Origin of the sequence: Actinomadura violacea, from assembly GCF_017573465.1 — a bacterium.
Classification (GTDB): Bacteria; Actinomycetota; Actinomycetes; order Streptosporangiales; family Streptosporangiaceae; genus Spirillospora; species Spirillospora violacea.
Genome location: NZ_JAGEPF010000038.1, coordinates 1 through 21085 on the forward strand (window position 1 = coordinate 1; position 21085 = coordinate 21085).

19 protein-coding genes are annotated in these 21085 nt (G+C 74.6%); 12 read left to right on the forward strand and 7 right to left on the reverse strand.

The annotated features are described in order from the left end of the window. The 5 genes from J4709_RS44850 to J4709_RS44870 form a co-directional block, all read right to left on the reverse strand. A partial coding sequence (locus J4709_RS44850; protein ID WP_208251496.1) for a serine/threonine-protein kinase occupies positions 1-950 on the reverse strand: 950 nt, incomplete at its 3' end. Further along, the gene (locus J4709_RS44855) at positions 951-2993 is read right to left on the reverse strand and encodes a serine/threonine-protein kinase (protein ID WP_208251497.1); all 2043 of its coding nucleotides are present in this window, start codon (positions 2991-2993) and stop codon (positions 951-953) included. It lies immediately after the preceding gene. Positions 2994-3119: 126 nt separating this feature from the next. Beyond that, complete coding sequence (locus tag J4709_RS44860; RefSeq protein WP_208251498.1) at positions 3120-3404, reverse strand: DUF6295 family protein; 285 nt, start codon at positions 3402-3404, stop codon at positions 3120-3122. A gap of 14 nt (positions 3405-3418) precedes the next feature. Further along, a complete protein-coding gene (locus tag J4709_RS44865; protein WP_208251499.1) occupies positions 3419-4162 on the reverse strand; it encodes a dienelactone hydrolase family protein in 744 nt (247 codons plus the stop codon). Between the two features lie 163 nt (positions 4163-4325). Then, positions 4326-5156, reverse strand: coding sequence for an undecaprenyl-diphosphate phosphatase (locus J4709_RS44870; protein WP_307802085.1), 831 nt, complete (start codon positions 5154-5156; stop codon positions 4326-4328). Between the two features lie 151 nt (positions 5157-5307). Between J4709_RS44870 and J4709_RS44875 the strand changes: the two genes are divergently transcribed. From J4709_RS44875 to J4709_RS44910, 8 genes are all read left to right on the forward strand, one after another. Then, positions 5308-5469, forward strand: coding sequence for a hypothetical protein (locus tag J4709_RS44875; protein WP_208251502.1), 162 nt, complete (start codon positions 5308-5310; stop codon positions 5467-5469). Next, positions 5466-5555, forward strand: a complete 90-nt coding sequence (kdpF, locus tag J4709_RS54205; protein WP_208251503.1) for a K(+)-transporting ATPase subunit F — start codon at positions 5466-5468, stop codon at positions 5553-5555. Before J4709_RS44875 ends, kdpF begins: the two co-directional genes overlap by 4 nt. Further along, the gene (gene kdpA, locus J4709_RS44885) at positions 5555-7216 is read left to right on the forward strand and encodes a potassium-transporting ATPase subunit KdpA (RefSeq protein WP_208251504.1); all 1662 of its coding nucleotides are present in this window, start codon (positions 5555-5557) and stop codon (positions 7214-7216) included. The genes kdpF and kdpA overlap by 1 nt, the downstream gene beginning before the upstream one ends. Then, positions 7216-9312, forward strand: coding sequence for a potassium-transporting ATPase subunit KdpB (gene kdpB / locus J4709_RS44890; RefSeq protein WP_208251508.1), 2097 nt, complete (start codon positions 7216-7218; stop codon positions 9310-9312). Before kdpA ends, kdpB begins: the two co-directional genes overlap by 1 nt. Further along, positions 9312-10184 (forward strand): potassium-transporting ATPase subunit C, encoded by an 873-nt coding sequence (locus J4709_RS44895; RefSeq protein ID WP_208251509.1) that lies wholly within the window; start codon positions 9312-9314, stop codon positions 10182-10184. The genes kdpB and J4709_RS44895 overlap by 1 nt, the downstream gene beginning before the upstream one ends. Positions 10185-10200: 16 nt before the next feature. Beyond that, entirely contained in the window at positions 10201-12726 is a 2526-nt protein-coding gene (locus J4709_RS44900; RefSeq protein ID WP_208251511.1) for a DUF4118 domain-containing protein, read from the forward strand. After that, positions 12723-13400: a response regulator gene (locus tag J4709_RS44905; protein WP_208251513.1), complete on the forward strand. Its 678-nt coding sequence runs from the start codon at positions 12723-12725 to the stop codon at positions 13398-13400. Before J4709_RS44900 ends, J4709_RS44905 begins: the two co-directional genes overlap by 4 nt. Positions 13401-13514: 114 nt before the next feature. After that, a complete protein-coding gene (locus J4709_RS44910) occupies positions 13515-14048 on the forward strand; it encodes an HU family DNA-binding protein (RefSeq protein WP_208251515.1) in 534 nt (177 codons plus the stop codon). A gap of 10 nt (positions 14049-14058) precedes the next feature. Here the strand turns inward: J4709_RS44910 and J4709_RS44915 are convergent, their stop codons facing one another. Then, complete coding sequence (locus J4709_RS44915) at positions 14059-14574, reverse strand: cupin domain-containing protein (protein ID WP_208251516.1); 516 nt, start codon at positions 14572-14574, stop codon at positions 14059-14061. A 149-nt stretch (positions 14575-14723) separates the two neighbouring features. On the opposite strand from J4709_RS44915, the gene J4709_RS44920 reads away from it, so the two are divergent. From J4709_RS44920 to J4709_RS44935, 4 genes are all read left to right on the forward strand, one after another. After that, positions 14724-15227 (forward strand): SigE family RNA polymerase sigma factor, encoded by a 504-nt coding sequence (locus tag J4709_RS44920; RefSeq protein ID WP_208251517.1) that lies wholly within the window; start codon positions 14724-14726, stop codon positions 15225-15227. Between the two features lie 2 nt (positions 15228-15229). Next, complete coding sequence (locus J4709_RS44925) at positions 15230-16255, forward strand: hypothetical protein (RefSeq protein WP_208251519.1); 1026 nt, start codon at positions 15230-15232, stop codon at positions 16253-16255. An 88-nt stretch (positions 16256-16343) separates the two neighbouring features. Beyond that, positions 16344-17834 (forward strand): alkaline phosphatase family protein, encoded by a 1491-nt coding sequence (locus tag J4709_RS44930; protein ID WP_307802081.1) that lies wholly within the window; start codon positions 16344-16346, stop codon positions 17832-17834. A 28-nt stretch (positions 17835-17862) separates the two neighbouring features. Then, the gene (locus J4709_RS44935; protein WP_208251524.1) at positions 17863-19059 is read left to right on the forward strand and encodes a YncE family protein; all 1197 of its coding nucleotides are present in this window, start codon (positions 17863-17865) and stop codon (positions 19057-19059) included. 66 nt (positions 19060-19125) lie between these two features. On the opposite strand, the gene nhaA is transcribed toward J4709_RS44935, so the two are convergent. Next, the gene (nhaA, locus tag J4709_RS44940; RefSeq protein ID WP_208251527.1) at positions 19126-21030 is read right to left on the reverse strand and encodes a Na+/H+ antiporter NhaA; all 1905 of its coding nucleotides are present in this window, start codon (positions 21028-21030) and stop codon (positions 19126-19128) included. Between the last annotated feature and the right edge of the window lie 55 nt (positions 21031-21085).

Sequence of the window (21085 nt, forward strand, 5' to 3'; positions counted from 1 at the left end):
GCGCCGCCGGCGAGCAGGCGCCGCCGCGCCGGCGAGGCGGGCCCGCCGCCCGCCGCGTCCCGGGTCTCGGCCGGCATCGGGACCGGGCGGGTGATGTAGGACGCGACCGGCGGCGGCAGCCACGCCACCCCGTGCGGCGCGGCCGGCGCCAGCGCCGCCAGCCGCTCCAGCACGGCCGCGGCGGACGGCCGCAGCTCCGGGTCCTTCGCCAGGCAGGCGGCGATCGCGGCGTGCAGGTCCGGGTCGGTGACGCCGTCCAGCCGCGGCGGCTCGTGGACCACCCGGTAGACCAGCTCGTGCACCGCGCCGCGCCCGAACGGCCCGGTCCCGGTCGCGGCGAACGCCAGCACCGCGCCGAGCGCGAACACGTCCCCGGCGGGCCCCGCCCCCGGCCCGGCGGCCTGCTCGGGCGGCATGTAGCCGGGCGAGCCGACGGCGGTGCCGGTCCGGGTCACCGTCGCCGCCTCCGCCGCCCGCGCGATGCCGAAGTCGATGACGCGGGCGCCGTCCGGCGTCAGCATCACGTTGGACGGCTTGAGGTCGCGGTGCACCACCCCGGCCCGGTGGATCGCCACGAGCGCCTCGGCCAGGCCCGCGCCGAGCGCCCGCACCGACGCCGGCGGCAGCGGCCCGTGCCCGTCCACCGCCTCCTGCAGCGACCGGCCCGGCAGGTACGCCGTCACCAGCCAGGGGCGCGCCGCGCCGGTGTCCGCGTCGATCAGCGGCGCGGTGAACGCGCCGCCGACCGCGCGCGCCGCCGCGACCTCCCGCGCGAACCGCGCCCGGAACCCCGGGTCGCCGGCGAGGTCGGGGTGCACCACCTTCACCGCGACGGGCCGTCCCGCCGCCGACCGGCCGAGGAACACCTGCCCCATGCCGCCCGTCCCGAGCCGGGCCAGCAGCCGGATCCCGCCGATCCGCGACGGATCGCCCGCGCGCAGCGGATCCATTCACTTCCCCTTCACGGCGAGCGTCATGATCTGACCGCTCTCGAACCCGATGTGGTACAGCCCGCCCGCGGCCACGTCGGCGCGGACGCCGTTGCCGACGGCCGTCTTCCACAGCGCCCTGCCGGACGCGGCGTCCACCCCGAACCCCCAGTTCTTGGTGAGGAAGCAGAGCACCCCGCCGTCGACGGACGGCTCTCCGACGTTCTCGTCGCCGGTCGCGAACCGCCAGCGCGTGGCGCCGGTCCGCGCGTCGAGCGCGTTCATGTTGCCGCTGCCGTCCCCCACGAACACCGCGCCTCCGGCGACGGCGGGGTCGCCTACCGCGGTGCCGCCGAGGAAGTGCCAGCGCTCCGCGCCCGACGCCGCGTCCAGCGCGACGAGCGTCGCGTCGCCCGACCCGCAGAACACCATGCCGCCGGACGCCACGGGGCTGTTCCGCGCGTACTGGTCGCCGCCCGAGCCGATGTGGTGGCGCCACCGGACGTGCCCGTCGCCGGCGTCGAGCGCGTACACCGTGCTCGCGTCGGCGGTGAACACCGCGCCGCCGGCGACGGCCGGGGTGACGTCCTGGACGTTCCCGACGTTCCGGTGCCACCGCCGGGACCCGTCCGAGGCGCGCAGCGCGACGAGGTCACCCGCGTCGACCACGACCAGCCCGCCGCCGGCGCCCGGTTCGCGCGGGTCGCCGGGCAGGACGGTCCGCCACCTCTCCTTGCCGGTCTTCACGTCGTAGGCGTAGAGCGTTCCATCGGTGTCGGGCCACCCGACGTACAGGACGCCGCCGGACGCGACGGGCGTGCGCCAGCCCGCGGCGCCGCCGTCCCGCCCGGACTTCTTGTGCTGCCACCTCTGCTTGCCGGTCCGCGCGTCCAGTGCGATCAGCCGGCCGTCGTCGGCGCTGATGAGCAGCATCCCGTCCGCCACGGCGATGCCGCCGAACGGGTCGGTGCCGATGTCGTGCTGCCACACCTGCACGGCGTCCGGCGGCGTGGCCGGCGTCGAGGCGGCGGACGGCGACGTCCCCGCGGCGGCCTTCTTCGGGGAGCCGTGCCCGCGGGCCAGCACCGTGCCGGCGGCGGCGGCGCCGGCGAGCACCGCGACCGCGCCCGCCGCCGCGCCCGCCTTGAGGAACGCGCGCCGGTCCCGGCCGAGCCCCGCGAGGGACCGCTCCGCCGCGCCGATCTCGTCGGCGACCGGCGCGGGCAGCCAGCTCGTGCCCTGCAGCACCTCGACGGCGGGCGCCCGCGCCGCGAACCGGGGCACCAGGTCCGCCGCGGCCGGCCGCAGCTCCGGGCGCTTGGCCAGGCAGCCGGCGACCAGCTCGCGCAGCCCGGCGTCGGGCACCGCGTCCAGCCGGGGCGGGTCGTGCACCACCCGGTAGATCAGCACCTCCGCGCGGCTGCGCCCGAACGGCCCCTCGCCCGTCGCCGCGAACGCCAGCACGGCGCCGAGCGCGAACACGTCCGCGGCCGGGCCCGTCCCGTCGCCGACGGCCTGCTCGGGCGCCAGGTAGCCGGGCGAGCCGACCATGTGCCCGGTGCGGGTGACCACCGCCTCGCCCGCCGCGTGCGCGATGCCGAAGTCGATCAGCCGCGGGCCGTCCGGCGCCAGCATCACGTTCGCCGGCTTCAGGTCGCGGTGCACGACCCCGGCGCGGTGCACCGACACCAGCGCCTCGGCGAGGCTCGCGCCGAGGCCGAACACCGCCGGCACCGGCAGCGGCCCGTGCTCGGCGACCGCCTGCTGCAGCGACATCCCCGGAAGGTAGGCGGTGACGAGCCACGGGTCCTCCGCCGCCGGGTCCGCGTCGATCACCGGCGCGGTGAACGCGCCGCTGACCGCGCGGGCCGCGGTCACCTCGCGGGCGAACCGGGCCCGGAAGGCCGCCTCGCCCGACCGGCCGGCGTGGATCACCTTGATCGCCACCGGCAGCCCGGACGCGGACCGGCCGAGGTACACCGTCCCCATGCCGCCGGCGCCGAGCCGCTCGACCACCGTGTACCCGCCGATCCGCCGGGGGTCCTCCGCAAGCAGCGGCGCCATCCCGCTCCCTTCCGCGTCGCGCGTCCGGGCCCGTCCCGCACTGGGCACAGACCCGGTCGGCGATCATCCCGCATCGGGGTACACGTTCGGTATACGCCCCCGGGCGGGAAGCCGCGGCGCGAAGGGTCAGGCGCTGCGCGGCCCGGCGGCGGAGGCCATGCCGGGCGGCGCCGACGCGAGGGCCTTCTGGATGGCCTCGACGAGCGCGAGCGCCGCCTCCTCCGTCAGCTCCACCGCGACCCGCGCGGACGGCCCCTCGGACGGGTTCGTGAAGTCGATGTTCAGCGTGTGCTCGTGCGTGGAGTGGAACGGGTGGTCGACGTAGACCGCGCCGTCCGTCAGCGTGAACCAGCCGGACGCGCCCTTGGCGGCCCCGGCCAGCTCGACCTTGTGGGTCTGATAGGTGCACATGCGAGGGTCTCCCTTCAGGACGCGAGGTGCCGGCCGTAGAAGTCGAAGATGCGCTTCCAGCCGTCGACCGCCGCCTCGGGCCGGTAGGCGGTGCGCTCGACGGAGAAGAACGCGTGCCCGGCGCCCGGGTAGCTGTGGAACTCGTGCTCCTTGCCGAGCCTGGTCAGCTCCGCGTCCAGCTCGGCGACCTCGTCCGGCGCGGGGAACTGGTCGTCCTCGCCGAACAGGCCGAGCAGCGGGCAGGACAGGTCGGCGGCCCGCGACACCAGCGGCCCCGCCTTCAGCGGGAACTCCGCCGGCGGCTCCTTCACCACGAACGCGCCGTAGCAGTCGACGGCCGCGTCGAGGTCCAGCGACACCGCGGCGAGGAACGACTGCCGCCCGCCCGAGCAGTACCCGATGACGCCGACCCTGCCGTTGGCGCCCTCCAGCGAGTTGAGGTGCGCGGCGGCGCCCGCGACATCGCCGACGAGCTGCTCGTCGGGGACGCCGCCCTTGGCGCGGGCGGCGGCGGCCTGGTCGTCGGGGCTGACGCCCTTGCCCTCCCGCGAGTACAGGTTCGGGAGGATCGCGGCGTAGCCGCGGGCGGCGAACGTGCGGGTGATCTGCTTGGTGCCCTCGTCGTAGCCGGGCAGGTGGTGGATCACGACGACGCCGCCGCGCGGCCGGTCGCCGAGCGGGCGGGCCAGGTACGCCTCGAGCTCGGCGCCCTCGTGGCCGGTGATCGCGACGGTCCCGGCCTGCATCTGGTCTGTCATGGGTGCGCAACGCTCCGTATGCGGATGGGGACACGGTCGGGCGCGCGGTCCGCGAGCCGGCCGTGCGGACCGTGCCAGTCTGCCCCACGCCCGTCCCGCCGCACCGGCCGCCCCGCCGCGACCCGCTCAGCGTCCATCTGCGGGGACGCCCCCGGACTCCCTGTCAGCCGTTCAGCGTTCCGGCTCCGAGCAGGCCGAACAGCAGGAGGCCGACGGCGACCCGGTACACCACGAACGCGGTGAAGGTGTGGCGCGCGACGTAGCGCAGCAGCCAGGCGATCGAGGCGTAGGCGACGACGAACGACACCGCCGTGCCGACCGCGAGCGGCAGCACGTCCGCGCCGGACCCGAGCGCGCCGGGCAGCTCGTACAGGCCGGCGCCGGTCAGCGCGGGGATGCCCATGAAGAACGACAGGCGGGTGGCGGCGAGGCGGTCGAGGTTCAGCAGCAGCCCCGTCGAGATCGTCGCGCCGGACCGGGAGAACCCGGGGAACAGCAGCGCGAGGATCTGCGAGGAGCCGACGAGCATCGCGTCCCAGAAGCCGGTGTCGTCCTCGCCGCGCTTGTTGCGGCCGAACCGGTCGGCGAGCCACATCACGACGCTGCCGACGATCAGCGAGCCGGCCACCACCCACAGCGACGCGAGCGGGCCCTCGATGAGCGGTTTGGCGGCGACCCCGACGACGACGACGGGGATCGTCGCGAAGATGACCCACCACGCGAAATTGTAGTCGTGGTGGTACCGCTCCTCCTTGTTCGCCAGGCCCTTGAACCAGGCGCCGACGATCCGGACGATGTCGGAGAAGAAGTAGACCAGGACGGCGGCGATGGCGCCGACCTGGATGACGGCGGTGAACCCGACGACGCCCTTGTCGTCCACCGGGACGTCCATCAGCCCTTCGGCGATCTTCAGGTGCCCGGTCGAGGAGACCGGGAGGAACTCGGTCAGGCCCTCGACGATGCCGAGGACGATCGACTGGCCGACGTTGATCACGCTCAATGGACCGTTCCCTCACGCCTCGTCACCGGCTCGGTGACGCGAGCCTACCTCCGGCGGCGCCGCCGGAGGCGGGTCTGGCCGGACCCGGCGCGCCGTCCACCGGGGCTCGCGGGCGGGGCCCGCGGGCGAGGCGCGTAGGGAACACGTGAAGATCGGCGGCGGCGGCGTAGGGAACGCGTCAAGACGCCGTATTTGCCCAGGTAGCGGGTGTTTTCTGAGCTCCATGACTGATCTGCTGCTCGTGGCGCTGACCGTCGCGGTCTTCGCGCTGCTCGGCCTGGCCGCGAAGGCGGTGGGGCGGCTGTGACCGTCGACAACGCCGTCGGCCTGGTGCTGGCCGTGCTCCTGGTGGTCTTCCTCGTCGTGGCCCTGCTCTTCCCGGAGCGGTTCTGATGGGCGCCACGACCGCCGGGGTCGTGTTCATCGGCTCCCTGCTGCTCGCGCTGGCCGCCGTCCACGTGCCGCTGGGCGACCACATGTACCGCGTCTACTCGTCCACGAGGCATCGCCGGGTGGAGCGGGCCCTCTACCGGACGATGGGCGTGGACCCCGACGCCGAGCAGGGATGGGGCGCCTACGCGCGCAGCGTCCTGGCGTTCTCCCTCGTCTCGGTGCTCCTGCTCTACGGGCTGCAGCGGTTGCAGAGCCACCTGCTGCTGAGCCTCGGCATGAAGAACGTCCCGGACCACGTCGCGTGGAACACCGCCGTCAGCTTCGTGACGAACACGAACTGGCAGTCGTACTCGGGCGAGTCCACGATGGGCCACCTGGTGCAGATGGCCGGCCTGGCCGTGCAGAACTTCGTGTCGGCGGCCGTCGGGATGGCCGTCGCGATGGCGTTCGTGCGCGGCCTCGCCCGCAAGCGCACCGGGGACCTCGGCAACTTCTGGGTGGACCTGACCCGCGGCGTCCTGCGGATCCTGCTGCCGATCGCCGTCGTCGCGGCGGTAGTGCTGGTCGCGGGCGGCGCCGTGCAGAACTTCGCCGGCCCGCACACCGTCGGGACGCTCGCGGGACACCCCCAGACCCTCACCGGCGGACCGGTCGCGTCCCAGGAGGCCATCAAGGAGCTCGGCACCAACGGCGGCGGCTTCTACAACGCCAACTCCGCCCACCCGTTCGAGAACCCGACCGCCTGGACGAACTGGATCGAGATCTTCCTGCTGGTGGTCATCGCGTCCGCGCTGCCCCGCACGTTCGGCCGGATGGCCGGGCAGAAGCGGCAGGGTTACGCGATCGTCGCGGTGATGGGGGTGCTCGCGGTGCTGAGCATCTGCGCCACCACCGCCGCGCAGGTCGCGCACCACGGCACCGTCCCGCAGGCCGTCGGATCGGCGGCCGAGGGCACCGAGGCGCGGTTCGGGATCGTCGACTCGGCGATGTTCGCCACCGCCACCACGCTCACCTCGACGGGGGCCGTCGACTCCTTCCACGACTCCTACACCAGCCTCGGCGGCGGCATGGCGATGCTGAACATGATGCTCGGCGAGGTCGCGCCGGGCGGCGTCGGCTCCGGCCTCTACGGGATGCTGATCCTCGCGATCATCACGGTGTTCGTCGCGGGGCTGATGGTCGGCCGGACGCCGGAGTACCTCGGCAAGAAGATCGGCGCCCGGGAGATGAAGCTCGCGTCGCTGTACTTCCTGGTCACCCCGGGGCTCGTCCTGACCGGGACGGCGATCGCGATGGCGTTCCCCGGGCCGCGCGCGTCCATGCTGAACGGCGGCCCGCACGGCTTCTCCGAGGTGCTGTACGCGTTCACCTCCGCCTCCAACAACAACGGGTCCGCGTTCGCGGGCCTCACCGTGAACACCCCGTTCTACGACGTCGCGCTCGGGCTCGCGATGCTGCTCGGCCGCTTCCTGCCGATCGTCCTGGTGCTGGCCCTCGCCGGCTCGCTCGCCCGGCAGACGCCCGTCCCGGTGTCCGCCGGGACGCTGCCGACGCACCGCCTCCAGTTCGTCGGCATGGTCGCCGGCGTGACGCTCGTCCTCGTCGCGCTCACGTTCTTCCCGGCGCTGGCCCTCGGCCCGCTGGCAGAAGGGATCCGCTGATGTCCGCCCCCGTACGTTCCGGCAGCGTGCCGCCCGCCGTCCGGGCCGCGCTCCCGGACGCGTTCCGCAAGCTCGACCCGCGGGCCATGTGGCGCAACCCCGTGATGCTGATCGTGGAGATCGGCGCGGTCTGGACGACGGTCCTCGCCGTCCGCGACGTCTCGGTGTTCGCCGTGGCCACCGCGGTGTGGCTGTGGCTGACCGTGCTGTTCGCCAACATGGCCGAGGCGGTCGCCGAGGGCCGCGGCAAGGCGCAGGCCGACTCGCTGCGCCGCACCCGCCAGGACACCACGGCCCGCCGGCTCACCGGCTGGAGGCCCGGCTCCGCCGGTACCGAGGAGGAGGTCGCGGCCACCGAGCTGCGGCAGGGCGACGTCGTCGTGGTGGAGGCCGGGCAGACCGTCCCCGGCGACGGTGACGTCGTCGAGGGCATCGCCAGCGTGGACGAGTCGGCGATCACCGGCGAGTCGGCGCCGGTCATCCGCGAGTCCGGCGGCGACCGCAGCGCCGTCACCGGCGGCACCCGGGTGCTGTCCGACCGGATCGTCGTGAAGATCACGCAGCGGCCCGGCGAGTCGTTCGTGGACCGGATGATCGCGCTCGTCGAGGGCGCGTCGCGGCGCAGGACGCCGAACGAGATCGCGCTGAACATCCTGCTCGCGGCGCTGACCATCGCGTTCCTCATCGCCACCGCGACGCTCCAACCCTTCGCGATCTTCGCGTGGGCGCAGCACCCCGGCTCGTCCGCCGGCGCCGCCCTCGGCCCGCACGGCGTCACCGGGATCGTGCTGGTGTCGCTGCTGGTCTGCCTGATCCCGACCACGATCGGGGCGCTGCTGTCGGCGATCGGCATCGCGGGCATGGACCGGCTGGTGCGGCGCAATGTCCTCGCCATGTCCGGACGCGCCGTCGAGGCCGCCGGCGACGTCAACACGCTGCTGCTCGACAAGACCGGCACGATCACCCTCGGCGACCGGCAGGCGTCGGAGTTCATCCCCGTCGGCGGTGTGACCGCCGCCGAGCTGGCCGACGCGGCGCAGCTGTCGAGCCTGGCGGACGAGACGCCGGAGGGCCGCTCGGTCGTCGTGCACGCCAAGACCGCCTACGGGCTGCGCGAGCGGCACCCGGGGGAGCCAGCGCACGCCGAGTGGATCCCGTTCGCCGCGCAGACCCGGATGTCCGGCGTGGACGTCGGCGGGCGGCGGCTCCGCAAGGGCGCGGCGAGCGCGGTGTCCGCGTGGATCCGCGAGCACGGCGGCACCGTCCCGCCCGAGCTGGGCGGCGTCGTCGACGGCATCTCCGCGGCGGGCGGCACCCCGCTCGTCGTCGGCGAGTCCGAACGGGGCGGCAAGGCGCGCGTGCTCGGCGTCGTCCACCTCAAGGACGTCGTCAAGCAGGGCATGCGCGAGCGGTTCGACCGGATGCGCGCCATGGGCATCCGCACGGTCATGGTCACCGGCGACAACCCGCTGACGGCCAAGGCCATCGCCGACGAGGCCGGGGTGGACGACTTCCTCGCCGAGGCCAAGCCGGAGGACAAGATGGCCCTGATCAGGCGGGAGCAGGCCGGCGGCCGGATGGTCGCGATGACCGGCGACGGTACCAACGACGCGCCCGCGCTCGCGCAGGCCGACGTCGGCGTCGCGATGAACACCGGCACCTCGGCCGCCAAGGAGGCCGGGAACATGGTCGACCTGGACTCCGACCCGACCAAGCTCATCGAGATCGTGGAGATCGGCAAGCAGCTGCTCATCACCCGCGGCGCGCTGACGACCTTCTCGATCTCCAACGACATCGCCAAGTACTTCGCGATCATCCCGGCGCTGTTCGCCGGGCTCTACCCCGGCCTGGACGCGCTCAACGTCATGCGGCTGCACAGCCCGCAGTCGGCGATCCTGTCCGCCGTCGTGTTCAACGCGCTGGTGATCGTCGCGCTGATCCCCCTCGCCCTGCGCGGCGTCCGGTACCGGCCCGGCTCGGCGTCCAAGCTCCTCAACCGCAACCTGCTCGTCTACGGGCTCGGCGGCGTCCTGGCCCCGTTCGCCGGGATCAAGGCCGTCGACCTGCTCGTCCAACTCGTTCCGGGGATCTCCTGATGGGCATGTTCCAGAACCTGCTGCGCCGGCACGCCGCCGCGCTGCGGGCCCTCCTCGTCCTCACCGCCGTCTGCGGCGTCCTGTACCCGCTGGCCGTCACCGCGGTCGCGCAGCTGCCCGGCCTGAAGGCCAAGGCCGACGGCTCCTACGTCAGCGCGGACGGCCGCCGGGCCGGCAGCGCGCTGATCGGGCAGTCGTTCACCGACGCGCAGGGACGGCCGCTGAAGCAGTACTTCCAGAGCCGCCCGTCCGCGGCGGGCGACGGCTACGACCCGGCCTCGTCCGGCGCGAGCAACCTCGGCCCGGAGAACGTCGTCGATACCAAGGACGGCCCGAGCCTGCTGTCCCAGGTGTGCGCGCGGAGCAAGGCCGTCGGCGAACTCGAAGGCGTGGACGGCCGCCGCCCCTACTGCACGCCCGGCGGCGCGGGCGCCGTGCTCGCGGTCTTCGGCCCCCGCGACACCGCCGGGACCGTCGTCCACCCGACCCGTGTGATCAGCGTCAACGAGCCCTGCCCGGCGGCGCCGTTCCGGTCCGAATACCGTGGTGCCAGGGTCGAATGCGCCGCCGGTGGACAGGATTACCGCGACGGCGTGATCGTGCCCGTGCGGGGGGACGCCCCCGCGCGGCCGGCCGTCCCGTCCGACGCCGTCACCGCCAGTGGCAGCGGACTGGACCCGGACATCTCGCCCGCCTACGCGCGGTTGCAGGCCCCGCGCATCGCCCGCGAGCGCGGCCTGCCCGCCGCGCAGGTGGAACGGCTGATCCGCGCGAACACCACCGGGCGCGCCGCCGGGTTCATGGGGGACCCGGTGGTCAACGTCCTGAAGCTCAACATCGCGCTCGATAAGGCCGCCCCGTTCCGGGGCTGAGAGGGGAGACGACGCCATGGCCAGGGGGCAGCTCCGCGTCTACCTCGGGGCCGCCCCCGGCGTGGGCAAGACCTACGCGATGCTCTGCGAGGGCCGGCGCCGGCTGGAGCGCGGCACCGACGTCGTCGTCGGCTACGTCGAGACGCACGGGCGGCCGCGCACCGCCGCGCTCCTGGACGGCCTGGAGGTCGTCCCGCGCCGCACCCTGACCCACCGCGGCGCGTCCTTCACCGAGCTGGACGCGCAGGCCGTCATCGACCGGGCGCCCGCGGTCGCGCTGGTCGACGAGCTGGCGCACACCAACGTCCCGGGCAGCCGCGACGCCAAGCGCTGGCAGGACGTCCAGCGGATCCTCGACGCCGGCATCGACGTGATCTCCACCGTCAACGTCCAGCACCTGGAGTCGGTCAACGACGTCGTGGAGGAGATCACCGGGATCGCGCAGCGCGAGACGCTGCCGGACGAGGTGGTCCGCCGCGCCGACCAGGTCGAGCTGGTCGACATGGCGCCGGAGGCGCTGCGCCGCCGGATGGCGCACGGCAACGTCTACGCGCCGGAGAAGGTCGACGCGGCGCTGTCGAACTACTTCCGCGTCGGGAACCTCACCGCGCTGCGCGAGCTGGCGCTGCTGTGGCTGGCGGGCAAGGTCGACGAGCAGCTCGACCGGTACCGCGCCGACCACGGCATCGCCCGGACGTGGGAGGCGCGCGAGCGCGTCGTCGTCGCGCTCACCGGCGGCCCGGAGGGCGACACCCTCATCCGCCGCGCCGCCCGGATCGCCGACCGCACCAAGGGCACCGACCTGCTGGCCGTGCACGTCACCCGCGGCGACGGCCTCGCCGGCGCCGGACCGGCGCTGCTCGCCCGCCAGCGCAACCTCGTCGAGGGCCTCGGCGGCACCTACCACCAGGTCGTCGGCGACGACGTGCCGCGCGCGCTCCTGGAGTTCGCGACCGCGGTGAACGCGACGCAGCTGGTCATGGGCGTGTCGCGGCGCAGCCGGCTGTCGCGGGCGCTGCTGCCCGGCGTCGGCGTCACCACGACCGCGCTGTCCGGGCCGATCGACGTGCACATGGTCACCCACGAGCACGCGCACCGCAGCCTGCGCCGCCCGAAGGACGGCGGCCCGAACCTGCCGCTGCGGCGCCGCCTCGCCGGGTACGCGCTCGCCGTGTTCGGGCTGCCGCTGCTCACCTTCGTGCTCACCGAGCTGCGCGGCTCGTTCTCCCTGCCCACGCAGATCATGTTCTTCCTCGCGACGGTCGTCGCGGTCGCGCTCGCCGGCGGGCTGTGGCCCGCGCTGCTCGCCGCCGTCGCGGGCTCGCTGCTGCTCAACTTCTTCTTCGCGCCGCCGCTGCACACCCTCACCATCGCCCAGCACGAGAACCTCATCGCGCTCGCGGTGTTCCTGCTGGTCGCGGCCGGTGTCAGCGGGGTCGTCGACCTCGCCGCGCGGCGCTCGCGGGAGGCCGCCCGGTTCGGCGCCGACGCCGAGGTGCTGTCCACCCTCGCCGGCAACGTGCTGCGCGGCGAGCGCGCCCTCGACGCGCTGCTCGGCCGGCTCCGCGAGACGTTCGGCCTCGACTCGGTGACCCTGCTGGAGCGCACCGCCGGACGCGGCGGCGACCCGCCGCGCTGGCAGGTCGTCACGACCGTCGGCGGGCGGCCCTGCACCGTCCCCGAGGAGGGCGACACCGAGATCCCCGTCGGCGACGACCTCGCGCTCGCGCTGCGCGGCCGCCCGCTGCCCGCCGGGGACCGGCGGATCCTCGAGGCGTTCGCCGCGCAGGCCGCCGCCGCGCTGCGGCGCCGCCGGCTGGAGGCCGAGGCCGAGCGGGCCCGCCCGCTGGAGGCCGTCGACCGGATGCGCACCGCGCTGCTCAGCGCCGTCAGCCACGACCTGCGCACCCCGCTGTCGTCCGCCAAGGCCGCCGTCGAGAGCCTGCGCAACACCGAGATCGACTGGACGGCCGGGGAGCGCGCCGAGCTCGCCGACACCGCGGGGGAGTCCCTCGACCGGCTCGACCGGCTCGTCGCCAACCTGCTCGACATGAGCCGGCTGCAGGCGGGCGTGCTCGGCATGGCCGCCCGCCCGCTCGCGCTCGACGAGGTCGTCCCGCGCGCCCTGGACGAGATCGGCGCCGCCGCCCGGCACGTCAGCGTCGCGATCCCCGGCGACCTGCCGGAGATCGAGGCGGACCCGGCGCTGCTGGAGCGGGTGCTCGTCAACCTGATCTCCAACGCGCTGCGCTACAACCCGCCGGGCCCGCCCGTCCTGATCACGGCGGGCGCGCTGCGCGACCGGGTCGAGCTGCGCATCGCCGACCGCGGCCCCGGCATCCCCGCCGCCGACCGCGACCGCGTCTTCCAGCCGTTCCAGCGGCTCGACGACCGCGACAACCACACCGGCGTGGGGCTCGGCCTCGCCCTCGCGCGGGGCCTGACCGAGGCGATGGGCGGGGAGCTGATCCCCGAGGACACCCCCGGCGGCGGCCTGACGATGATCGTCGTGCTGCCCGCCGGACGGAAGGGAGCGCCATGACGCGCGTGCTGGTGGTCGACGACGAGCCGCAGATCCTGCGGGCGCTGCGCATCAACCTGCGCGCCCGGCACTACGAGGTGGAGACCGCCGCGGACGGCACCACCGCGCTGCGCCGCGCCGGCGACTGGCATCCCGACCTGATCGTCCTGGACCTCGGGCTCCCCGACATCGAGGGACTGGAGGTGATCCACGGGCTGCGCGGCTGGACCCGCACCCCGATCATCGTGCTGTCCGGGCGCGCCGGCAGCCAGGACAAGGTGGAGGCCCTGGAGGCGGGCGCCGACGACTACGTCACCAAGCCGTTCACCATCGAGGAGCTGATCGCCCGGATCCGCGCCGTCGGCCGCCGCGCCGCGCCCGGCGAGGACGCGCCCACCGCCGCCGTCGGCGCGCACACCGTCGACCTCGCCGCCAAGACCATCACCGCGGCGGACGGCACCCCGGTCCGCCTCACCCCGACCGAATGGCACCTGCTGGAGATCCTGCTGCGCAACCCCGGCAAGCTCATCAGCCAGGGCCAGCTGCTCACCGAGGTGTGGGGCCCGTCGTACACCCGCGAGACGCACTACCTGCGGCAGTACATGGCGCAGCTGCGCCGCAAGCTGGAGCCCGATCCGACCCGTCCCCGGCATCTGCTCACCGAGCCCGGCATGGGGTACCGCTACCAACCGTGACGCGCCGCCGCATCCGGCCCGCCGTCCAGCACGGAATCCGGCCGTATCCAGGGATTTCAGCCATCACGCTGGGCTAGCCTGAGCGCACGAAACGCCGCAATGGAGGCAGGGCGCATGAATCGCAGCGAGTTGGTCAAGGCCGTGGCGGAGCGGGCGGACGGCGACGAGGCGGTCGCGCGCCGGCACGTCGACGCCGTGTTCGAGGCGGTCATGGACGCGGTGTCCGCCGGGGAGCGCGTCGTCGTCACCGGCTTCGGCGCGTTCGACCGGTCCTCCCGCGCGGCCCGCAGCGCCCGCAACCCGCGCACCGGCGCGCCCGTCGAGGTGCCCGCCGCGCTCGTCCCGACGTTCCGGTTCGGCCAGACGTTCCGCAACCGCGTCGCCGGGACCACCGCCGCCGAGTCCGCCACCCCCGCCGAGGCCGCGGCCCCGGTCGAGGCCGCGCCGGCGGTCGAGGACGCCCCCGCCCGGCCCAAGAAGCCGAAGAAGGGCAAGAAGGCCGCCGCCAAGAAGGAGGCGGCGAAGAAGGCGGTAGCGAAGGAGACGGCGGTGAAGGCCCCGAAGAAGGGCAAGAAGGCCGCGGCGGCCGAGGCCGCGCCGAAGAAGAAGAGCGGAAAGGCCAAGGCGCGGGCCAAGAGCGGGAAGTGAAGCCGTCCCGCTAGACCATGTACTGGTCGTGGCGGTGGTAGAGCTCCGTCCACTCCTCGTCGCTGAGCCGGCGGCCGGTGGCGGCGATCTCGGCGAGTTCCTCGAAGTACCCCTCGCGCGGCGCGCCCGGCGTGAACAGCAGCAGCATCGACGCGGGCTCGCCCGACTCGTTGCGGAAGCCGTGCACGCCGCCTTCGGGGACGAACAGGAAGTCGCCCGGCGAGGTGTCCCGCCAGCCCGTCCCGTCATGCAGCCGGACCGTCCCGGACAGGATGTAGAACGACTCGGTCATCGTGCGGTGGAAGTGCGGGTCCGGGCCGGACGGCCGCGGGCCCATCTCCCACCGGTACAGCCCGAACGCCCCGTTGGTGGAGCCGCCGGTGCCGAGGTAGTGGACCTGTGTCCCGGTGGGGACGCCCTGCGCGTCGAGCGGCCCCATGCGCAGGTCGGGCGGGGCGTCGCCGGGCCGCAGCGTCGCGCTGTTCTCGCCGGCGTCGGCGAAGTAGCGGGGCTCGGGGTAGGACATCGTCGCTCCTGTTCCTCGCACGGCGGCCGGCCTGCTCGCACGCGCTCGACCTGCCACGACCCTAACCGAGAAAAGATCATGGCCCGGCCGGGCAACCATCGCGGCCGGCCGGCCGGTAGATGTCGGCGGAAGATCTACTGGGAGGTCGGATGCCGGAGCGACCGGACTACGCGGCGTACGTGACGGAGCGGTCGCCGCGGCTGCTCAGAACGGCGTACCTGCTGTGCCGCGACTGGGCGCAGGCCGAGGACCTGCTGCAGACCGCGCTGGTCAAGGCGTGGCGGGCGTGGCGGCGGGTCGGCGACAACCCCGACCCGTACGTGTACCGGATCCTCGTCAACACGCACGCGTCGTGGGCGAAGCGCCGCTGGCGCGGCGAGCGGCCCACCGAGCGGCCGCCGGACGGGCCCGACCCGGCCGACGGCATCCGCGCCGCCGAGGACAAGGCCGTGCTGTGGGACGCGCTCGGCCGGCTCCCGCAGCGCCAGCGCGCCACCGTGGTGCTGCGCTTCTTCGAGGACCTGTCCGAGCCGCAGGTCGCCGCGATCCTCGGCTGCTCGGTCGGGACGGTGAAGAGCCAGACCAGCAAGGCCCTCGCCAAGCTCCGGATCGATCCCGGCGTGCTGGCCGCCGCACCGCAGGGAGGGGAGTGACCATGGCGTACGACCTGAAGGACCTCACGGAGGTCATGGAGGCCGAGACCGAGCGCGGCGTCCCCTCCCCGGATCTGCTGGCCACCGTCCGGCGCCGCGTCCGGCGCGGCAACCGGCTGCGCGCCGCGGCCGCGGCCTTCGGCGTGGTGCTGGCCGCCGGGACGGCCTTCGGGGTCGTCCAGGGGCAGGACGGCTCCGGCGCGCAGAAGCGGGAGGTGCTGGCGCCGACGATGGCGGGCGTCACCAACGACGCCTTCCCGAAGAGCCGCTCGGTGGAGGGGCTGAAGCCGTTGAAGGAGGTGCGGTTCTCCGAGTTCGGACCGATCGCGCGCGTCACCTTCACCCCGACCGGCGTCTTCACCATGTACACGGCCCGCTGCGACCGTGACGCCACGTGGTACGACATCGCGCCCCAGGGCCCGGGGAGCGGCGGCTGCGGTTCCGAGGGGTACCTGACCACCACGCCGGGCGTCCCGGTCACCCTCGAGACGACCGTGCTGCCGGCGGCCGCCGCGCAGGCTCTGGGCGACCGGGTCACGAAGGGCTCCCTTGAGCGGTACCTGTCCGCGCACGGCACGATGTCCGGCGCCTGGAGCCTCCGGGTGTACAGCGGGCCGTGCGTCAACGAGTGCCAGGTGATGAGGCGGATGAGGACCGAGCCGGAGCAGCCGCCTCTGTCGGGGCTGAAGCAGCTGGGCCACGCGACGGGCATCGCCGACGGCCGCGACCGCCCGGTGCCACTCAAGGAGCGGGGCAAGGCGCTGCGGCTGCGGGTGACGTGCCTGGACGGCGCGGCGACCGCCGTGGTCCGGATCGGCGGACGGGCGAAGGTCGTCGACTGCGAGGTCGGCGAGTCCCAGGGCGTCACCTGGGACCAGGACGCGGCGTACGTGACGGACGCGATCGGCATCGCCGTGCTGCCTGCGGAGGCGGGCGCGGTGAACAACACGGACGGCGCGGCCCTGGCGAGGCAGATGAGGGGCGCGAAGCCGGCCGGGAGATGGACGCTGGACGTCTACGCCCGCTGAACGCTGAACGCCGGGCGCCCGGGCCGGCGGCTCGCCGAGGGCCGCGCGGATCCGCGGGCGCCCAGGTCACGCGGGTTACGCTCGCGAAGTGATCTTGAAAGGCGAGCGGCGGGGCGCCCGGCGCCCGGCGGCGCGGGGCGCGCCGCTGACGCGGCGGCGGCTGCTGTCGGCGGCGGGCGCCGCGACCGCCGCGGCGTTCGCCGCCGAGTTCCTGCCGCCGAACGTGCGCCGCGCGCTGGCCGCCGAGCCGGCGCGCGGCCCCGGGCGGCTCAAGGACGTCGAGCACGTCGTGATCCTCATGCAGGAGAACCGGAGCTTCGACCACTACTTCGGGACGCTGCCCGGCGTCGCCGGCTTCTCCGACCCGAACGCGATCACGCTGGGCACCGGCCGGCCGGTGTTCTACCAGCCCGACGACGTCAACGAGGCCGGCTACGTGCTGCCGTTCCACCTCGACACGGCGAAGAGCAGCGCGCAGGCGATCCCGTCCACCAGCCACGCGTGGAGCGTCCAGCACGCGGCCTGGAACAACGGGAGGATGGACGGCTGGCTGGCCGCGCACCGCGCCGCCGACGGGGACAACGCCCCCTACGTCATGGGCTACTACACGCGCGAGGACATCCCGTTCCACTACGCGCTGGCCGAGCAGTTCACCGTCTGCGACCGGTACCACTGCTCGGTGCTCGGCCCGACGTGGCCGAACCGGCTCTACCTGATGAGCGCGAGCATCGACCCGGACGGCGACGACGGCGGCCCCATCACCGGCAACGTCGACCCGGAGCCCTACACGTGGGACACCTACCCCGAGGCGCTGACCGACGCGGGCGTGAGCTGGAGGGTGTACCAGGAGGCCGACAACTACGGCTGCAACATCCTGGAGCCGTTCGCCGCCTACCAGGACGCGCCGACGAGCTCGCCGCTCTACCGGAACGGGATGCGGACGTACTCGGCGGGCCGGTTCGAGTACGACGCGGCGCACGACCGGCTGCCGACGGTGTCGTGGATCATCCCGACCAGCTACCAGTCCGAGCATCCCGACTACACGCCCGCGGCGGGCGCCGACTACGTCGCGAGCAAGATCGACGCGATCGCGTCGAACCCGGACGTGTGGGCGAAGACCGTCTTCATCCTGAACTATGACGAGAACGACGGGCTGTTCGACCACGTCCCGCCGCCGACGCCGCCGTCCGGCACCGACGGCGAGTTCGTCGGCGGCGTGCCGATCGGCGCCGGGTTCCGCGTCCCGTGCGTCATCGTGTCGCCGTGGACGCGCGGCGGGTGGATCGCCAGTGAGCCGTTCGACCACACCTCGACGCTGCGCTTCCTCGAGCGGCTCACCGGCGTGGAGATCCCGAACATCAGCGACTGGCGCCGCGCCGCGTTCGGCGACCTGACGTCGGCGTTCGACTTCGGGGGCCGCTCCGGCGGGCAGGACGCGTTCCCGGCGCTGCCCGGCACCAAGAAGCCCCTCGCCGACGCGGTCACCGGCGTCACGTCCCTCCCCGCGCCCGCGCTGCCCGGCGCGGACCAGACCCCGCCCGTCCAGGAGCACGGCCCGCGGCCCCGCCCGCGGCGCTGATCCGCGCCGACAGCGACAGGAGACCGACATGGTGCGAAGACTGCGACGACTCGGCCTCACCGCCGCCGCGGGTACCGCGCTGGCGGCTCCGCACGCCGCCGCGCACGCCGCCGTGTACGCGCCGCACGCCGCCGTGTACGCGCCGCCCGGCCCGGGCCCGGACGCCGGGGCGTCCGACGAGCAGGGCGTGCAGCCGGGCGCGCCGTCCTGGGTGCCGTTCGTCCCGCCCGTGCCGCCGCTTCCGGCCCGCCCGTCCGCTCCGCCCGTGCCGTCGCCGTGGGGGCGCAGCCAGCCCGCGAAGGCCGGCGGCACCGCCTACATCGCGCTGGCCGGCAGCGGCCGGGTCGCCCGCGTGGACGTCGCCACCCACACCGTGACCTCGACCGCGATCCGCGCCGACACCGCCGAGGGCGTCGCCGTCACCCCGGACGCGCGGAAGGTGTACGTCGCGGCCACCGGCCAGTACCAGGTGATCGCGGTGGACGCGGCGACGCTGCGGGCGACGCCGATCACGGTCGGCGCCCACCCGCAGGACGTCGCCGTCTCGCCGGACGGCGCGCAGGCGTACGCGGCCGTCACCGGCGGCGACACCGGCGCCGGCGGGTCCAGCGAGGTCGCGGTCATCGACACCCGCACCGACACCGTCGCGCGCCGCATCGACGTCGGCGCGGCGCCGCGCAGGATCGCGTTCGCGCCGGACGGCAGGTCCGCCTACGTCACGACGGCGCGCGGCCTCACCGTCCTCGACACCGCCAACGGCGAGGTGGCGGGCACGGTCCCCGGGATCCCGGACGCGCAGGGCCTCGCCGTCGCCCCCGACGGGTCCCGCGTGTACGCGACGCAGCCCGACGCGGACCTGCTGTTCGTGGTGGACGCGGCGAGCCGCACGGTGACCCGCCAGGTGAAGGCGGGCGCGGAGCCGTGGGCGGTCACCGCCACCCCGGACGGCCGGAAGGTCTACGTCGCGGACATGAACTCCGACTCGGCCGGCGTCTACGACGCGTCCGGCCGCCGGCACCTCGCGGACGTGCCGGTGGGCCGGCGTCCCGCGTCCGTCGCGGCGACGCCCGACGGCTCGGAGGTGTGGGCCGGCAACGGCATGACGGGCACCGTCTCGGTCATCGACACCTCCTCCGACGAGGTCGCCACGACGATCCGCGGCGGCTCGCCGAGCGCGACGCTCGGCGCGAGCCCGCTCGACATCGCCTTCGTCCGCGACTCCTGACGCCTCCTCGTCGACTTGCGGCGTGTCGGCCTCTGGAGCGCTCCCATAAGGCCGACACGCCGCAAGTCAACGGGGCGGGGCGTCGATGGCGGCGCGTTTGCGGGCGATGCGGACCGCGTACTGGAGGCTCTCCAGGTCGTAGGCGCCCTGGTGCCGGCGCCCGTTGACGAAGAAGGTCGGGGTGCCGGACACGCCGCTGAGGTCGGCGGAGTCGACGTCCTCGGCGATCCGGGCCGAGCCCGCGGAGCGGCGCAGATCGTCGCGGAACCGCGGCACGTCCAGGCCGAGGTCGCCCGCGTAGCGGACGAGGTCCTTGGGCTGCAGCGCGTCCTGGTGCCGGAACAGCAGGTCGTGCATGTCCCAGAACGCGTCCTGCTCGGCGGCGGCCTCGGCGGCCTGCGCCGCGAGCCGCGCCTGCGGGTGGACGTCGGTGAGCGGCAGGTGCCGCCACACGTACCGGACGTCGCCCTGCCCGGCGAGCAGCTCGCGGATCACCGGCTCGGCCTGCCCGCAGTACGGGCACTCGAAGTCGCCGTACTCGACCACGGTGACCGGCGCGCGCTCCGGGCCGCGGACGTGGTCGCGCTCCGCGTCGACCGGCGCGGCCAGGTCGATCACGCTCTGCGCGGTGCCGAGCAGCGCCACCACCCGCGGCCGCGCCGGCAGCAGCGCCGTCACCCGGACGACCAGCCAGGTCAGCACCGAGGCCAGCAGCGCCGCGGACAGGATGCCGACCTTGGCCTCGGCGAGCCGGTCGCCGGTGAACGCCAGCGTCGCGATCAGCAGCGCCGCGGTGAAGCCGATCCCGGCGATGGCGCCGCCGCCCGCGACCGCCGCCCACCCGACCGGCGGCCGCAGCCGGCCCCGGCTCACCACCGTCACCAGCCACGACAGCCCGAGGATGCCGACCGGCTTGCCGGCGACGTAGCCGATCACGATGCCGAGGGTCACCGGCGAGGCGAACGCGTGCCGCAGGAACCCGGCGCTGACCGGGATGCCCGCGTTGGCCAGCGCGAACAGCGGGACGACCACGTAGCTCGTCCACGGGTGGTACAGCTGCTGCAGCCGCTCGTTCGGCGAGATCGCCGCCGCGACGCCGACCCGCGCCGACCGGGCCAGCTCCGGCGTCGGCTGCTCGCGGAACAGCCGGAACACCTCGCTGGCGCGTTCCAGGTCGGTGCGGGCGGCCGGGTAGGCGTAGGTCAGCAGCCCCATGGCCAGGCCGATGACGACCGGCTCGACGCCGGAGGCGTCCAGCGCCACCCACGCCGCCGTGCCGAGCGCCGCGTACACCGGGACGAGGGAGACGCCCGCCGCGCGGACCAGCAGCGTCACGCCGAGGAGGCCGACGGCGACCAGGAGCGGCCCGGCCGAGACGTCCTTGCTGTACACGGTCGCGATCACCAGCAGCGCGACCAGGTCGTCGACCACGGTGACGGTGAGCAGGTAGGCGTGCAGCCGGCCCGGGAACCGCTTGCCGACGAGCGTCAGCACGCCGAGCGCGAACGCCGTGTCGGTCGACATCGCGGTGCCCCAGCCGTGCATCGCGGGCCCGCCCGCGTTCACCGCCAGATAGATCGCCACCGGGACGACCATGCCGCCGATCCCGGCGGCGAGCGGCAGCGCGAGCCGGCTGCGCTCGCGCAACTCGCCCATGTCGAACTCGCGGCGCGCCTCCAGCCCGACGATGAAGAAGAACAGCGTCATCAGCCCGCTGTTGACCCACCCCCGCAGGTCCATCGCCAGGACGTGGCGGCCGGCGCGCAGCGACGCCTCCGTCCCCCAGAACGCGTCGTAGGACGACAGGGAGGTGTTGGCCCAGACGAGCGCCGCGATCGTCGCGGCGAGCAGCACGACGGCGCCGCCGGTCTCGGTGCGCAGGAACTCGCGCAGCGGCGTCTGCACGCTGCGGGCCCACGCCGTCACCTCCGGCGGCGGCCCGCCGGACGCCTCCTCGCGGCGCTCCGTCATCGCAGCATCGTCACCCGATCGCCCCGGCCCGTCAGGCGGACCCGCCGACCGGGCC

Excerpts from the sequence above, each read along its gene's own strand:
- J4709_RS44910 (WP_208251515.1), top strand. The coding sequence starts at position 13,515 with ATGAATCGCAGCGAGTTGGTCAAGGCCGTGGCGGAGCGGGCGGACGGC.
- nhaA (WP_208251527.1), bottom strand. The coding sequence starts at position 21,030 with ATGACGGAGCGCCGCGAGGAGGCGTCCGGCGGGCCGCCGCCGGAGGTG.
- J4709_RS44900 (WP_208251511.1), top strand. The coding sequence starts at position 10,201 with ATGGCCAGGGGGCAGCTCCGCGTCTACCTCGGGGCCGCCCCCGGCGTG.
- J4709_RS44855 (WP_208251497.1), bottom strand. The coding sequence starts at position 2,993 with ATGGCGCCGCTGCTTGCGGAGGACCCCCGGCGGATCGGCGGGTACACG.
- J4709_RS44920 (WP_208251517.1), top strand. The coding sequence starts at position 14,724 with ATGCCGGAGCGACCGGACTACGCGGCGTACGTGACGGAGCGGTCGCCG.
- J4709_RS44935 (WP_208251524.1), top strand. The coding sequence starts at position 17,863 with ATGGTGCGAAGACTGCGACGACTCGGCCTCACCGCCGCCGCGGGTACC.
- kdpB (WP_208251508.1), top strand. The coding sequence starts at position 7,216 with ATGTCCGCCCCCGTACGTTCCGGCAGCGTGCCGCCCGCCGTCCGGGCC.
- J4709_RS44895 (WP_208251509.1), top strand. The coding sequence starts at position 9,312 with ATGGGCATGTTCCAGAACCTGCTGCGCCGGCACGCCGCCGCGCTGCGG.
- J4709_RS44860 (WP_208251498.1), bottom strand. The coding sequence starts at position 3,404 with ATGTGCACCTATCAGACCCACAAGGTCGAGCTGGCCGGGGCCGCCAAG.
- J4709_RS44925 (WP_208251519.1), top strand. The coding sequence starts at position 15,230 with ATGGCGTACGACCTGAAGGACCTCACGGAGGTCATGGAGGCCGAGACC.
- J4709_RS44915 (WP_208251516.1), bottom strand. The coding sequence starts at position 14,574 with ATGTCCTACCCCGAGCCCCGCTACTTCGCCGACGCCGGCGAGAACAGC.
- kdpA (WP_208251504.1), top strand. The coding sequence starts at position 5,555 with ATGGGCGCCACGACCGCCGGGGTCGTGTTCATCGGCTCCCTGCTGCTC.
- J4709_RS44865 (WP_208251499.1), bottom strand. The coding sequence starts at position 4,162 with ATGACAGACCAGATGCAGGCCGGGACCGTCGCGATCACCGGCCACGAG.
- J4709_RS44905 (WP_208251513.1), top strand. The coding sequence starts at position 12,723 with ATGACGCGCGTGCTGGTGGTCGACGACGAGCCGCAGATCCTGCGGGCG.